Here is a 14,174-nt window from a genome sequence, read left to right as displayed (position 1 = left end):
TCAGGCCAGCAGCGACAACGCCTGGTCGACGGCCTCGTCGACCCGGCGCACGTCGTCGGTCTTGCCCACGACCCGCAGGCCCTGCACGAAGGTGACCAGGAACCGGGCCAGTGCGCGCGGATCCTTGCCCGGGGCGAGATCGCCCTCGTGCTGTGCCCGGGTCAGGGCGCCGGCCAGGGCGGCTTCCAGTTCGCCGAACGCGATCTCCACGCGCCGCGCCGCTTTGGCGTCGCGCGGCAGGAGCTCGGTCGCCGTGTTGGTGACCAGGCATCCCTTGTGGTCGGGGTCCTCGCGGACCTCGGTCAGGTAGCCGCGGATGAAGTCGCGGACCGCGGCCAGCGCCGGCCCGCGCCGGTTCAGCACCGTCATCGTCTGGATCCCGCGCAGCTCGCAGTAGCGGTCCAGGGCGTGCAGGTAGAGGTCGTGCTTGCTGCCGTAGGTGGCGTACAGGCTGGCGCGGTTCACGCCGAGGTGCTCGACCAGGTCCTGCATCGAGGTGGCCTCGTAGCCCTGTCGCCAGAACAGCTCCAGCGCGGCCTGCAACGTGGCGTCGGGGTCGAACTCCTTGGTCCTCGCCATCACCGCAGCCTAGCGCATATCCAACCGATCGTTCCAATAGCCCCGTGATGCCCCGGTGGTCAGTGAGTTCTCCCGCAACCGTGCGACCCGGAAATGTTGCACAATCGAAGGATGAATCCGCCGGGAGGCGGTCACCCGCACAGCACCAGGAGGCGCGAGCCGATGACCCGCACGGGGCAGGCCGCACGAGACGCGGTACCGCCCGAAGCGGTGCTGACCCCCGCCGCGGTCGCCGGCCGCCTCGGCGTCGCCGTCGCGACCCTGCGCAGCTGGGACCGCAGGCACGGACTCGGGCCCAGTTCCCGCGAGCCGGGGCGGCACCGCCGCTACACGGTGGGCGACCTGCGGCGCCTGGAGCGCGTGGTGCAGCTGGTGCGCCAGGGTGTGCCGGTGGCGAGTGCCGCCGCGACGGTCAGCGCGGGCGCGGTGCCGCGGATCGCCCCGGCCGGCGACGTGCCCGACCGGGTGGCGAGCCGGCGCCGGCGGTCGCTGCGCGGAGCCGCCGAAAAACTCGACCCCGACGCCTTCCGTCGCATCGTGGTGGGTTTTCTCGACCGGCACGGCACCGTGGACACGTGGCAGAAACTGCTCGTGCCGTTCCTGCAGGAGCTGGGCGAGCGGTGTGCCGAGCCGGGCGGGCCGGTGGAGGTCGAGCACCTCGCGACCGACGGCATCATCGCCGCGCTGCACGCCATCCCGTCCGGGCACACCTCGGCGGGTTCGGTGCTGCTGGCGTGCGCGCCGGAGGAACAGCATTCGCTGCCGCTGGAGGTGCTGCGGCACGCGCTCGCCGAACGGGGGCGCGGCACGATCGCGCTCGGCGCCCGGGTTCCGCCGCAGTCCCTGCTCGCCGCCGTCACGGCACGCAACCCGCCGGCCACCGTGGTGTGGGCGCATTCGGCGGAGCTGGCGCGCCTGGTCCCGGCGGCCGAGCTGACCGGCACCCGCCTGTACGTGGCCGGCCCCGGCTGGGACGGCGTCCCGCTCCCCGAGGGCGCCCGGCACCTGCGCTCCCTGCCCGACGCGCTGGACGCCCTGACCGGACCGACCTGATCGGCCGCGGGCCTACTCCGCCGAGCGGAGCTCCACGCAGCACTCCCCGGCTCGCGGTTCCAGCGCCGCCTCCACGGTGGTGGCGCCCAGCCCGTCCAGCAGCCCGGTCAGGAACGACTGGTTCAGCCCGCACACGACCGCCGGTTGCTTCGCCGCCAGCGGGTGGAACGGGCAGTTGCGCAGCCGCAGGCACGCCGGGGACTCGCGGCTCGGCTCGAAGCCGTGCTGTTCCACGACGTCCGCGGCCAACGTCAGCGCGCGCTCGGCACCCAGCCGTCCCGGTCGCGCCCGCTCCCGCTCGGCGCTCCCGACCGCGTGTCCGCGTTCCCGGGCGATCCGCAGCGCGGCCTCGTGCGCGGTTTCACCGGCAACCTCCCCGACGACCGCGTCGAGCAGGATGTCCGCCAGCAGGTCGGGCCGCCGCGGCGGGATGCTGACGCGGAGGTCCAGTCCGGACGGCTCGTAGACCTTCGGGGTGCGGCCCGCGCCGCGCCGCTCACCGACGAACTCGTACCGCGCGCGGAGCAGGCCGGCCGCGACCAGCTTGTCCAGGTGGAACGCGGCGAGCTTGCGTGAGATGCCGACCGAACCGGCGGCCTCGTCCCGGGTGACCGGGCGCCGGGCCTGGCGGATGTAGGCGTACATGCGGCGCCGCAGCTCGTCGTCGAGCGCGGCCAGTGCCCGGATCGGCCCCTCCGTCATCGTCCCACGGTATCACCGAACGTCCTTTGCCCAATGCCATGGAGAAGTCTTGACTTGAGCGGGATTAAAAGACCAAACTTTGTTGGTGAAAAGTCCCCGGCCCGCCCGCTGATCCCCTCCCCACCGAAAGGCAATGCCGTGCAGCCCGAACCCGCCCTGCGCGTCGTCCACGACCAGAGCGACAGCGCCGACCTGGCCGCCGCCGAGCTCCACGCCGCCCAGTTCCTCGAAGCGCTGGGGATCTCCCTGGACTCGGAGAGCCTGCGCGGAACACCCGGCCGGATGGCGCGCGCCTACGCCGAGCTGTTCTCGCCGCGGCCGTTCGACCTGACCACGTTCCCCAACGACGAGGGCTATGACGAGCTCGTGCTGGCGCGGGGCATCCCGGTGCGGTCGGTGTGCGAGCACCACCTGCTGCCGTTCGTCGGGGTCGCGCACGTCGGCTACCTGCCCGGCGAGCGCATCCTCGGACTGTCCAAACTGGCCCGTGTCGTCGAGCACTTCGCGCGGCGGCCGCAGGTGCAGGAGCGGCTGACCAAGCAGGTCGCGGACTGGCTTTCCGAGCGCGTGCACCCCAAGGGTGTCGGTGTGGTCATCGAGGCGGAGCACACGTGCATGACGTTGCGGGGCGTGCAGGCGGTCGGGTCGAGCACCGTGACCTCCACCCTCCTCGGCACGTTGCGCGAGGACGCCCGGTCGCGCCAGGAGTTCTTCGCCCTCACCGGCGTCAACCCCTGACCCGTCTCCCGATAACAGACACTGACAAACACGGCACCCCTGTGACAGCGTGACGGCATGACCGAGTCTGGGGTCCGGGTCGAGCGCGACGGCCCGGTGCACACCGTGATCCTGTCCCGTCCGCACGCCCGCAACGCCGTCGACGGGCCGGCCGCGCAGGCCCTGCTGGCGGCGTTCGAGGAGTTCGACGCCGACGACTCGGCGGCGGTCGCGGTGCTGTGGGGCGAGGGCGGCACGTTCTGCGCGGGCGCCGACCTGAAGGCGATCGGCACGGACCGCGGCAACCGGCTGGGCGAGGACGGTCCCGGGCCGATGGGGCCGACCCGGCTGCGGCTGGGCAAGCCGGTGATCGCCGCGATCGCCGGGCACGCCGTGGCGGGTGGTCTGGAGCTGGCGCTGTGGTGCGACCTGCGGGTGGCGGCCGATGACGCGGTGTTCGGGGTGTTCTGCCGCCGCTGGGGCGTGCCCCTGATCGACGGGGGCACTGTGCGGCTGCCCCGGCTGATCGGGGCGAGCCAGGCGATGGACCTGGTGCTCACCGGACGGCCGGTGCCGGCCGACGAGGCGCTGCGGATGGGCCTCGCGAACCGGGTGGTGCCGCGCGGCACCGAGCGGGCCGCGGCGGAGGACCTGGCCGCGGCGATCGCCCGGTTCCCGCAGACCTGTCTGCGGCAGGACCGGTTGTCGCTGCTCGAGCAGGACGGTCTGGATGAACGCGCCGCGATGGCGAACGAGTGGCGGCACGGGCTGGTCTCGCTGGCCGCCGACGCTGCCGACGGTGCCCGACGCTTCGCCGCGGGCGCGGGCCGCGGCGGCTCGTTCGAGCTGGGCTGACGGCGGGACCCGGCCGGTTGCGGCGGCCCGCGTCTGGCTTGCCTGCCCACACCCCGGTGTTTCCTTGCCGCGGTCAACAGCTGAGCGAATCGAGGTGCGCGACCGGTCCGGCCCGGCGGAGTGATCCCGCCCCCGGCCGGCACGGGGCGTCAGGGGCGCAGCCGGGCGATCCGGCCGATCTCCAGGGCCGCGCAGACCGAGCCGTCCGAGGTGACGGTGAGCCCGTGGGGTTCGGAGCCCGGGGTGGGGAGCGCGAAGTGCGTGAACTCACCGTCGGCGGTCACGTGCCCGACCCGGCCGGCGCCCCATTCGGTGAACCAGCACCCGCCGTCGCCGTCGGTGGCGACCGCGTGCGGGCGGGCTTCGCGGTCGGGCAGCGGGAATTCGATGATCTCGCCGCCGGTGGTGATGCGGCCGATCTGCCCGGCGCCGATCTCGGCGAACCACACCGCGTGCGCGTCGGCGGCGATGCCGACCGGTGCGGCGTTCTCGGGGGGGAGCGGGAAGCGGGTCACCTCGCCCGCGGTGGTGACGCGCGCGAGGGCGTGTGCCTGGTTCAGCGTCACCCAGAGCGCGCCGTCGCCACCGGTGACCATGGTGGACGGGAACGCCCCGTCGAGGCCCAGCGGCATCTCGTCGACGTCGCCCTCCGGCGTGATCCGGCCGATCCGGCCGGTGTTCATCTGGGTGAACCAGATCGCGCCGTCCGGACCCGCGGCAACCCCGTACGGGCCGCAGTCCGCGGCCAGCTGGAACGAGGTGGCGGTGCCCGCGGTGGTGATCCGGCCGATGCGGTGGTCGTGCAGACGGCTGAACCACAGCGCGCCGTCCGCGCCGGGGGTGATCACCGCAGGACCGCAGCCGGGGTCGAGGTCGAACACCGTGGTGTCGACGGTGCCGGTCGGGTCCTCGGCGATCCGGGCGATCTGGGCACTGTGGACGAGCGTGACCCACAGGGCGCGGTCCGGGCCTTCGGTGATCCCGTAGGGACCCTTGCCCGGCACGTCGATTTCGTCGATTCGCACTCCGCCTCCTTAACGCGACGACCGTCGCAGTAGAATACTGGCATGAGCGAGTCGGCAGGCACAACCGGGTTGCGCCGTCCCGGCGGCCGCACCGCCCGGACCCGCGCGCGGGTACTCGAGGCAGTCACGTCATTGCTCGTGGAGACCGGGTTCGACGGGCTGGGCATCGACGCGGTCGCGGAACGCTCCGGTGTGCACCGGGCCACGGTGTACCGGCGGTGGCGGGACGTGGGCGGCCTGCTGGCGGACGTGTTCGACGCCGCGGCGGACGACGACTGGGCACCGGCGGACACGGGTTCGCTGCTGGGCGACCTGATCGCGCTGAACCGGGAGGTGTTCGCATCGCTGCGCGACGCCACGTCGGTGACGCGGGCGTTGATCGCGGCGTCGTTCCGGTCCGCCCCGGCGGCGGCCGCGTTGCGCGCGTTCTGGCGTGACCGGTACCGGCGGTGCGCGGTGGTGGTGTCGCGGGCTCAGGCGCGCGGGGAACTCCCGGACGGAGTGGACGCGCACCGGGTCCTGGTGATGGCCACGGCGCCGCTGTACCACCGGCTGATCCTGATGGGCGAGCCACCGGATCCGGTGATGGCCGAGGACGCCGCCCGCGACGCGGTTTCGGCGGTGACAGCCGGATGACGCGCGGCGCGCGACCGGCCCGCCGGGCGCCGGGATTGCCTTGACCGACCGGGTGTGGGACGGTGCGGGTCACGAGCGGCCCGGTCGGCTCGGATCTCCGATGGGCTCGTCCGGTTCCGGCCGGGCCTCGTCGCTCAGTCCACTGAGGACCGGTGGCTCCGCCCGGCCCGGAGCTCGCTCGGACCGCTGCCTCCTGGACGCTGCCTGTCCTGGTCCGCGCCCGCGTGGAGCGGCTGGGCGCAGCGGGGCGGACGCGGTTCACCGTGCCGGACATTGAGACCCGGCCGAGCCCGCGGCGAGCGGCCGGTGCGGCACACGCCCTACGAACCGGCCTCGATCGCCGTATTGGTGCCCGTCACCAGCCAGTGCGCGACGTCGTACAGCTTGCGGTTCGAGTTCTGCGACGCACGCACCAGCAGGTCGAACGCCTGGTCGTCGGTGACGCGGTGCCGCTCCATCAGGATGCCCTTGGCCATGGAGATCACGTCGCGCGATTTGAGGGCGTCCCGGAGCTGCGCCTGGCCGCGCGCACCGGCCAGGGCGACCGCCGCGTGCGCGGCGAAGAGGCTGCCCACGTGCACGGCGGACTCGTCGAACGCATCCGGTTCCGAAGAGAACAAGTTGAGCGCCCCGAGCAGGGCCTTACCGGTGAACAGGCGGATCGCGAGCATCGAGCTGATCCCCAGCTCAGCGGCGGCCGCACCGAACTTCGGCCAGCGCTCGTCCGCCCGGATGTCGCCGGTGCGGTAAACGGTGCCGGCGAACACCGCGTCCACGCACGGCCCTTCGCCCAGTTCGTGCTGCAGCTCGTCGAGCCGCGCCACCCGCTCGCTCGACGGCGCAACGGTCTTCAACACGCCCGAGTCGAGCAGCGAGACCCCGGCGTCCTCGGTGCCCGGCACGGTCGTCGCGACGGCCGCCACGATGTTGCCGACAGTCCGTCCGACGTCCGGCTCCGGCTCGAGCGTCCGCACGACGGCGCTGAGCGCGTCGGCGAGTTCGAGATCGGCGGGTCTGATGAGTTCGTCCGTCACCAGCCACAGTCTCGTCCACGCGGGCGGGCGGCGACAGGGTCCGGCCCGTCTTTCCGGCCCGGATCCCTCAGCTGGAGGGCGTGGCGCTCGCCCGGGTTCCGCGGCGCGCTGGACGGCCGCGGGACCCGGGGTGCGTCAGGAGTGGGCCCTGATCAACTTGGTCCCCTCCAGAACCTTGTCGCCGTCCTCGAGATAGACGCTGAAGTATACGTCCCTGCCCTCGATTGCGTCCTTGCTGCAGGTGACCTTCGTGTTGTAGCCCTTGTGGTTCTCGCACGAGTAGGAGCCGTGGGGGTAGCTCACGGGCGCGAAGACGTGGACGCGGCCGTGGATCCAGTAGCCGTCCTTGCGGAGGTCGAAGACCTCGATCTTGTCGCCGTTGGAGTGGTAGCAGGCTTTGCCGCGGTCGTGGCCCTGGTACTTCACGACGGCGCACGTGACGTCGTCGGGTGCGGCGGAGGCTTGTGCGGCGCCGCCGATCACGCAGGTTGCGGCGATGCCGGCGACGGCGGCAGCGGCCTTGAGCTTGTTCATGGAACGAACCTCGTTTCGATCCGGGGTGCACCGCCGGACCCTCGGCGATGTGGATCACACGCTAGCGGTTCGTTGAACAATCAGACAAGAGGTTGCTGAGAATTGCTCAACAATGCGGTAGCCCGCTAGCCGCAGTGTTTGAGCACCGGCAGGATCGCGCGGTCGGTGCGGGCCGCGGGGTCGGGTTCCACACAGGCCGCGAGCCGTGCGCGCAGGTCGTCGGCGTCGAGGCCGGTCCCGATCAGCACGAGCCGCGTACCGGGCGTCTCGTCACCCCACGGGGAGCGGTGGAACCGCAGGTACGGCCCGACGGTCTGGAGCAGGAACCGGTCGTCGTGACCGGGCACGCCGAAGTGCACCGGCCCTTTCATCCGGTACAGCCCGGCCGGCCGTTCGGTCAGGAAAGCCAGCAACCGGCGCGGGTGGAGCGGGGTGTCCGTGCTGAACTCGACGCTGCGATAGGCCTCGTGCAGGTGCGTGTGGTGGTGGCCGTCCGCGTGCCGCAGGTCGTCGAACGACAGCTGCCGCGCGACCGGTTCCGGCCGGCCCGGATCGAACAGCAGACCCGGGTCGATCGCGCCGAACGACGCCCGCACCACCGGGCGCCCGCCGCTGACCTTGCGCACCAGTTCGCGCAGGTCGTCGTCGTCCCGCTGGTCGGCCTTGTTCAGCACCACCAGGTCGGCGAAGCGCAGGTGCTCGTCCAGCTCGGGGTGACGCAGCCGGTTGGCCTCGAACTCGACCGCGTCCATGACCTCCACCAGCCCGCCGTAGGCGATCCGCGGATTGTCGCCGGCCAGCAGCATGCGCACCAGGTCGCGCGGCTCGGCGAGGCCGCTGGCTTCGATGACGATCGCGTCGATGCCCAGTTCCGGCTCGGTCAGCCGCTCCAGCATCCGGCCCAGGCCGGCGGAGTCAACCGCGCAGCACAGGCAGCCGTTGCCCATCGGCAGCATCGCGTCGACCTGACCGGCGACCGCGAGCGCGTCGATGTTGATGCGGCCGAAGTCGTTGACGACCACCCCGATGCGGTGGTCGCGCGCATGGATGAGGAGGTGGTTGACCAGGGTCGTCTTGCCCGAGCCCAGGTAGCCGGCGACCAGGACCACGGGGATCGGCTGCGTGTTCACCGACGGCACCCTATCGCGACCCGGCCGCACCGCCGCGCGTTCCCGGCCGCTTCGCTCCACTCTGGACAGCGTGCGCATGGCCGGTGGAACCTCAGGCACGAAGCCGGCCGATCTCGGGCGCCGCGCAAACCGAGCCGTCTGTCGCGACGGTGAGCCCGTGTGGTTCGGAATTCGGGGTGGGCAGCCTGAAATGCCTGAGGGAATGGGGTGGAAGCGCACCGGGTCCTGGTGATGGCGACGGCGCCGCTGTACCACCGGCTGGTCCTGATGGGCGAGCCACCGGATCCGTTGGTGGTCGAGTACGCCGTCCGCGACGCGGTTTCGGCGGTGACTCCCGGATGACGCCGCGGGGTACCGGGTTAAGTCGCCCGATACCCCGCGGCGGGGATCACCAAGCCCGGCCGACGGTGTAGGAACTGGTCCAGATCGTCTGCAACCGGACCAAGTCGCCCGATTCCGGAGCGGCCCAGATCTTGTTGTTCCCGGCGTAGATCCCCACGTGGTAGACCTTGCTGCCGCTGGCGAAGAACACCAGGTCGCCGGGCCGTTTATCCGTTTTGGACACGCTGCGCGCCGTCGCCCGCTGGGCACTGGCGGTGCGTGGCAGGGTGATGCCGACCTGCCTGTGCGCGTACTGCGCCAGGCCGGAGCAGTCGAACCCGCCCGGGCCCGTGCCGCCGGAACGGTAGGGCTTGCCGGCCTGAGCGGCCGCGGCGTTCACGATGCGGTCCCCTGTGGACAGGTGAGCCGCGCTCGCGGGTGCGGTGAACCCCAGCACCACGACGGCTGCGACGGCACACCCGATCGGCAGGGTGATCATTCTTTGTATTCGAGTGGGCACGGTCGGAACCCTCCTTCACACTCGAAGGTATTTCGGTTCATTTCCCGGAACCAGACCCCGTTTTCCCCGCTGCCCGATCACGAAACGATATACACCCGCATTAGTGAACGAGAACACAGTCGTGAATAGTGCTCACCCTCGTGTTCTCCGGGGTAAACCGTCGGGTAGCGCACGCGGCGCATCGTGTGTCCGGAGTGCAGTGACAGGTGACCCGCAACCGCCGGGTGTGCTGGGTGGCCACTGCCTAGGTTTGCGCCTCGGCGAGGGTGAACCGCATCCGCATTCCCGGGCGTGCCTGGGCCGCGGTGTCGACGTCCTCGGTCACCACCACCGCGATCACCGGATAGGCCCCGGTCACCGGGTGGTCGGCGAGGAACAGTGTCGGTTTCCCGGACGGCGGCACCTGCAACGCTCCGGTCACCATGCCTTCGCTGACCAGATCCCCGTCCCGTGCGCGGGACAGCGCCGGGCCGTCCAGCCGGATGCCGATGCGGTTGCTCTCCGACGTCACGACGTACGACTCGGCCAGCAGCGTCCGCATCGCCGACTCGGTGAACCAGTCGTCGCGCGGACCGGGGATCACCCGCAGCGTCAGTTCGTCGGGCGGGGGGACGGCCAAGGGGCTGCAGCGTGGCGTCCACGGCCGTGCGGCCGCCGCGCCGAGCGGCAGAACCATCCCGCAGCGCAACGGATCCGGCCCCAGGGCGGACAGCAGATCGGTCGCGCGTGACCCGAGTACCGGCTCGACCGCGATCCCGCCGTGCACCGCCACGTAAGCGCGCAGCCCGCTCACCGGCCAGCCCAGTCTGAACTCCGTGCCGGCCGGCACCTGCACCGGTGCACCGAACGGCGCGTTCTGCCGGTCCACGTGGACCGGGCACGGCGCGCCGGTGACGGCGATCGTGATGTCCGCGCTCGCCCGCGCCGCGAAGCCACCGAACGTCACCTCGATGGCTGCGGCGCCGTCACTGTTGCCGACCAAGCGGTTCGCCAGCCGCAGCGAGGCGCGATCGGCTGCGCCGGACTCGGTCACGCCGATCTCGGCGTACCCCGGCCGGCCCAGATCCTGCACGGTCGACAACAGCCCGCTGTGGACGACCTCGAGCACCGCGGCCATGGCAACTCCGATCCCTCCGGGTGCCCTGACCGTACAGAATTGTTGAACAATAAGGCAAGAGTTGCCTGTGGCGAACGAGGGCCGACCCGTCAGAACTCCGCGAACGCGTCGTCCCGGCTCCGCGGTGCCGGCCGGCACCGCGGGCACGGCTCCTCCCGCGAGGTGATCAACCCGGTCGCCGCATCGACGTCGGTCTCCAGGACCCATCCGCCGGAATCCCCGCACGTCCGGCAGAGGGACTGCGTCTCCGTCATCTCAGCCTGCCCGTCTTCCCCCTCGATCGTCCTGACGGCGTTCAGTGTGCCCGCTCGCGCTGGCAGAACGGGCGCCGCGAGCTGACCGGCGGAGTGCGCGAAAACCGCTGGTCCGGAGGATGGGTACGGCCACGGCACTGCGGTACTGCGGGTATCTGGTCCGGAGTCAGGACACGTACGCCTGCAGCCGTGCGGCGCGCGACTCCTCACGCAGCTTGTCCAGCGTGCGCCGCTCGATCTGGCGGATCCGCTCGCGGGTGACGCCGAGCTCGCGGCCGACCTCCTCGAGCGTGCGCTGGCGGCCGTCGTCCAGACCACACCGCAGCCGGATCACCTGCTGCTCCCGCGGGTTCAGCGCGGAGAGCAGCTCGTCGATCTCCCGCCGCAGCACGTGGTACGACGCCGGCACGCCCGGACGACCGGGGTGGCTCAGCAGGTCCGCGAGCACGCTACTGCCGTCCGTACCGACGGTCTGGTCCAGGCTGATCGGCTCCTCGTTGTAGGACAACAGCTCGATCACCTGGAACGGCGTCAGGCTCAGTTCGGCGGCGATGTCGTCGTGGCCCGGCTCGCGGCCCAGGCGGGTGGCCAGCTCCCGCTGCGCCGCCAGCACGCGGTTGACCTGCTCGGCCAGGTGCACCGGGATGCGGATGGTGCGGGACTGGTCGGCCAGCGCGCGGCTGATCGCCTGCCGGATCCACCAGGTGGCGTAGGTGGAGAACTTGAACCCGGGCGTGTAGTCGTACTTCTCCACCGCGCGGATCAGCCCCAGGTTGCCCTCCTGGATGAGGTCCAGCAGCGACATGCCGCGGCCGGTGTACCGCTTGGCGATGCTCACCACCAGCCGCAGGTTCGCCTCCAGCAGGTGGTTTTTCGCCTCCCGGCCCTCCTCGGCGATGGTGCGCAAGTCCTCGGCCATCGCCGGATCGAGCGCCGGGGTGGTGGTCAGGAGATGCTGGGCGTAGAGCCCGGCTTCGATCCGTTTGGCGAGCGTGACCTCGTCCTCGAGTGTCAGGAGCTCGGCCCGGCTGATGCCGTTGAGGTACGCCCGGACCGGATCGGCCGGCTCGAAGAGCGGTGGGGTCACCTGCCGTTGCCTCCGACAAGCCAAGGGGACTCTGCTACCGCTCCCAGAGTGGCCGAACGGCCTGGCACGGAACCGACAGCCCGGCCTCGCGCGTCGAACGGGAAAAGGGCAGGTCATCGGGATTCCCGCCGTGCAGCTGTGCGGTACGGTGCGGGTCGGCTACGGGTCCGGCGCAGGCACCGCGGGGTCTCGTGCGGTGATCTTGCCGGTGTCCGGCGATATCGTGGGTTGGTGGAAGGGGCTCCGCAGGTGATCACGACTGGCCAGCAGCCGCAGGCCGGGCAGTTCGACGCGCGCGGTGGCGGCTCCGCCGAGCTACGCACCCGGACCAGCGGACAGACGTGGTTCCCGCACGTCCGCAACCGCGGGCGGCTGGGAGTGCTGAGCCTGGCCCGCTTGCTGGCGTTCGAGATCGTGCTCGTGGCCGTCGCGGCCGTCGGCGTGCAGCGGCTGTGGGCGCTGATCGCCGCCGGTGTGCTCGGCCTGGCCGTGATCATCATGATGTTCGGCCGCTCGAACGGCCGGTGGTGGACCGAGAGCCTGGTGTTGTGGCTGGGCTTCCGGTCCCGCCGCGGCACGTCCGGCGAGCGGCGGGACGACCCGCGGCTGGCGGCGTTGTGCGAGCTGGTGCCCGACCTGGTGGTCGAGGACGTCGATGGCCCGGGGGACGCGCAGCTCGGCATGGGCAGTGACGAGGCCGGCTGGTTCGCCGTGCTGGAGGTCGCCGGCGGGGCGGACGTGGTCAGCCCGCCGGTGCCGCTCGCCGCGCTGGCCCGCACCGCCGCCGAGGCCGAGCAGGCCGGCGTGGTCATGCAGGTCGTGATGCACTCGACGCCGGGCCACGAACCCCGCACGCGGGATCGCACGCTCTGGGTCGCGGTGCGGCTGGACGCGCAGGCCGTCGCCGAGTCGATGATCGACGCGCCGGGCGACCGGCTGGACGTGCCCGCCGTGCTGGCCGAGATCACCCGCCGCGCCGAGCGCGTGCTGCGGCGGCGCGGACTGCGGGCGCGGATGCTGGCGGCCGACGAGGTCGTGGACGCGCTGGCCCGCTCCTGCGACCTGCTGCCCGGCGGCGGTCCGTCGCAGGTGCACGAAGCCTGGGAGTCGTGGCACTCCACGCGACTGACCCACGGCTGCTTCTGGATCCACTCCTGGCCGGAGCCCGACCGCGGCACCGGGCTGCTCGCCGCGCTGGCCGAGCTGCCCGCGGACCTGGTCAGCATCGCGCTGCTGCTCGAACCGTCCTTCGACGGCACCACGTTGCGGTGCCTCGTCCGGGTCGCCGCGACCGTCCAGCGGTACGCGCAGGTGTGCGACCTGGTGCGCACCCTGGCCGAGCGCCACGGCGGGCGGGTGTCTCGTTTGGACGGACAGCACGGGCCGGCCGTGTATGCTTCGGCGCCGAGCGGTGGAGGTGCACGATGAACGCCGGACAGTACCCGCCGTCGCGGCCGCAGCCGCCCGCGCAGGCGATGCCGGGGCCCATGCCGCCCGCTCAGGCCCAGCCCGGCCCGCCGCCGCAGCAGCAGCCCGCCGCGGTCCCACCTGGCCAGACCGTGCTCGGCGGACAGGCGTTGCCGCAGGCGCCCGCCGTGGTCGCCGTGGCAGGCCCGGCGCAGACCCGGCAGCAGGGTTCGGCCGAAGCCGTTGCCACCGCGACGACTGTGGAGGTCGCGCAGCCCGCCCTGGCGATCGGGGTGCCCACACCCATGCCGCCCCAGCCACCGGGGGCCGGTCCGGTCGGGCCGGCACCCGGCGCGCCCCGGGAACAACGGGACTGGCGCACCCGGCGGTACCGCTCGATCCCGCGGCTGCGGATCGGCGCGCACCTCGCCGCGGACACGGCCCTGGACCTGTTGCAGGTGTCCGCGTCCGCGGTCGGCCTGCCGCTGGGCCGGGACCAGAACGGGTTCCCGGTGGCGCTGACGTTGTTCCGGCCCGAGCCGGTTTCGGTGAGCCTCATCGGCGGCGCCTGGGCGGCGCGGCTGATGGCGTTCCGGGCGTTGCGGGCCGGTGCGCGGCTCCTGGTGTTCTCACAGCAGCCGGCCGACTGGGTCCAGCTCGGACAGTCGGCCACCGGCCGGACCGACCGGGTCGCCGTGCTGGCACCGGGATCACCCACCGCGGTGAGTGCCAGCGCGGACGCGCCGGTGCTGTGCTTGCACGACGCGCCGCAGCCGCCGAGCAAGCCGGAGGCGTGGCAGACGCGCGTGCTGCTGCACCGTCGGCTCACGCCCGAACGGGTCGGCGCGGTGCCGGGTTCGGACCTGGTGCTGATGCAACGGCTCACCCCCAGCGAGGCGTCGCTGGTCGCCCCGGCGCTGCGGCTGGCCCCGCCGACCGCGCAACAGCTGCAGATGCTGCGGGACGACATGCTGGCCGTGCTCGCGGGCGAGACCAACCACTACGTGTGGGTCGACCCAGCACCAGCCGAACAGCGCCTGGGACGTCCGGGCCGCTACTGAATCTAGGCGGGAAAGACGTAACTCCGCCTGCCCTTCTTTCCCGCCAGGTCCCGCTGACTTTCGGCACTCCCGCCGGGCCTGGCGTCTCCGCCGTCCGTGCCGGTTAGGTGCATCGTTGGTCACGGCTTCCGGGTGCCGGGCC

Annotated in this window: 17 protein-coding genes; 7 read left to right on the top strand and 10 right to left on the bottom strand. The window is 72.2% G+C overall.

Translation table 11 applies throughout. The features are described 5' to 3' along the window. Entirely contained in the window at positions 1–579 is a 579-nt protein-coding gene (locus FHX46_RS20060; RefSeq protein ID WP_167117308.1) for a TetR/AcrR family transcriptional regulator, read from the bottom strand. A 162-nt stretch (positions 580–741) separates the two neighbouring features. Between FHX46_RS20060 and FHX46_RS20055 the strand changes: the two genes are divergently transcribed. Further along, positions 742–1,632: a MerR family transcriptional regulator gene (locus FHX46_RS20055; RefSeq protein ID WP_167117305.1), complete on the top strand. Its 891-nt coding sequence runs from the start codon at positions 742–744 to the stop codon at positions 1,630–1,632. Positions 1,633–1,644: 12 nt separating this feature from the next. Here the strand turns inward: FHX46_RS20055 and FHX46_RS20050 are convergent, their stop codons facing one another. Then, positions 1,645–2,334 (bottom strand): helix-turn-helix transcriptional regulator, encoded by a 690-nt coding sequence (locus FHX46_RS20050; RefSeq protein WP_167117302.1) that lies wholly within the window; start codon positions 2,332–2,334, stop codon positions 1,645–1,647. A 138-nt stretch (positions 2,335–2,472) separates the two neighbouring features. Between FHX46_RS20050 and folE the strand changes: the two genes are divergently transcribed. After that, a complete protein-coding gene (folE, locus tag FHX46_RS20045; RefSeq protein ID WP_167117300.1) occupies positions 2,473–3,072 on the top strand; it encodes a GTP cyclohydrolase I FolE in 600 nt (199 codons plus the stop codon). A gap of 57 nt (positions 3,073–3,129) precedes the next feature. Next, on the top strand, positions 3,130–3,906 hold the full coding sequence (locus tag FHX46_RS20040; protein ID WP_167117297.1) for a crotonase/enoyl-CoA hydratase family protein: 777 nt from the start codon (positions 3,130–3,132) through the stop codon (positions 3,904–3,906). Positions 3,907–4,055: 149 nt separating this feature from the next. On the opposite strand, the gene FHX46_RS20035 is transcribed toward FHX46_RS20040, so the two are convergent. Beyond that, complete coding sequence (locus FHX46_RS20035; RefSeq protein ID WP_167117294.1) at positions 4,056–4,931, bottom strand: Vgb family protein; 876 nt, start codon at positions 4,929–4,931, stop codon at positions 4,056–4,058. A 42-nt stretch (positions 4,932–4,973) separates the two neighbouring features. Between FHX46_RS20035 and FHX46_RS20030 the strand changes: the two genes are divergently transcribed. Beyond that, a complete protein-coding gene (locus tag FHX46_RS20030) occupies positions 4,974–5,567 on the top strand; it encodes a TetR/AcrR family transcriptional regulator (RefSeq protein ID WP_167117291.1) in 594 nt (197 codons plus the stop codon). Between the two features lie 320 nt (positions 5,568–5,887). On the opposite strand, the gene FHX46_RS20025 is transcribed toward FHX46_RS20030, so the two are convergent. The 3 genes from FHX46_RS20025 to FHX46_RS20015 form a co-directional block, all read right to left on the bottom strand. After that, positions 5,888–6,601: a GAF and ANTAR domain-containing protein gene (locus FHX46_RS20025; RefSeq protein ID WP_167117288.1), complete on the bottom strand. Its 714-nt coding sequence runs from the start codon at positions 6,599–6,601 to the stop codon at positions 5,888–5,890. A gap of 135 nt (positions 6,602–6,736) precedes the next feature. Beyond that, positions 6,737–7,135, bottom strand: coding sequence for a hypothetical protein (locus FHX46_RS20020; protein WP_167117284.1), 399 nt, complete (start codon positions 7,133–7,135; stop codon positions 6,737–6,739). A 125-nt stretch (positions 7,136–7,260) separates the two neighbouring features. Then, entirely contained in the window at positions 7,261–8,265 is a 1,005-nt protein-coding gene (locus FHX46_RS20015) for a CobW family GTP-binding protein (RefSeq protein WP_313886201.1), read from the bottom strand. Positions 8,266–8,472: 207 nt separating this feature from the next. Between FHX46_RS20015 and FHX46_RS28900 the strand changes: the two genes are divergently transcribed. Beyond that, positions 8,473–8,607 (top strand): hypothetical protein, encoded by a 135-nt coding sequence (locus FHX46_RS28900; protein WP_279589477.1) that lies wholly within the window; start codon positions 8,473–8,475, stop codon positions 8,605–8,607. A 46-nt stretch (positions 8,608–8,653) separates the two neighbouring features. Here the strand turns inward: FHX46_RS28900 and FHX46_RS20000 are convergent, their stop codons facing one another. The 4 genes from FHX46_RS20000 to FHX46_RS19985 form a co-directional block, all read right to left on the bottom strand. Next, positions 8,654–9,085, bottom strand: coding sequence for a C40 family peptidase (locus FHX46_RS20000; protein WP_167117281.1), 432 nt, complete (start codon positions 9,083–9,085; stop codon positions 8,654–8,656). A 265-nt stretch (positions 9,086–9,350) separates the two neighbouring features. Continuing rightward, on the bottom strand, positions 9,351–10,223 hold the full coding sequence (locus FHX46_RS19995) for a 5-oxoprolinase subunit C family protein (protein ID WP_167117278.1): 873 nt from the start codon (positions 10,221–10,223) through the stop codon (positions 9,351–9,353). A gap of 89 nt (positions 10,224–10,312) precedes the next feature. Next, positions 10,313–10,477, bottom strand: coding sequence for a hypothetical protein (locus FHX46_RS19990; RefSeq protein WP_167117275.1), 165 nt, complete (start codon positions 10,475–10,477; stop codon positions 10,313–10,315). Between the two features lie 166 nt (positions 10,478–10,643). Further along, complete coding sequence (locus tag FHX46_RS19985; RefSeq protein WP_167117272.1) at positions 10,644–11,564, bottom strand: sigma-70 family RNA polymerase sigma factor; 921 nt, start codon at positions 11,562–11,564, stop codon at positions 10,644–10,646. Between the two features lie 249 nt (positions 11,565–11,813). Between FHX46_RS19985 and FHX46_RS19980 the strand changes: the two genes are divergently transcribed. Then, entirely contained in the window at positions 11,814–12,992 is a 1,179-nt protein-coding gene (locus tag FHX46_RS19980) for a type VII secretion protein EccE (protein ID WP_167117269.1), read from the top strand. Then, entirely contained in the window at positions 12,989–14,032 is a 1,044-nt protein-coding gene (locus tag FHX46_RS19975) for a hypothetical protein (protein WP_167117266.1), read from the top strand. The genes FHX46_RS19980 and FHX46_RS19975 overlap by 4 nt, the downstream gene beginning before the upstream one ends. Positions 14,033–14,174 lie beyond the last annotated feature (142 nt).

This window comes from Amycolatopsis viridis, assembly GCF_011758765.1.
Taxonomy (GTDB): domain Bacteria; phylum Actinomycetota; class Actinomycetes; order Mycobacteriales; family Pseudonocardiaceae; genus Amycolatopsis_E; species Amycolatopsis_E viridis.
This window is presented reverse-complemented; position numbering and strand designations above follow the sequence as displayed.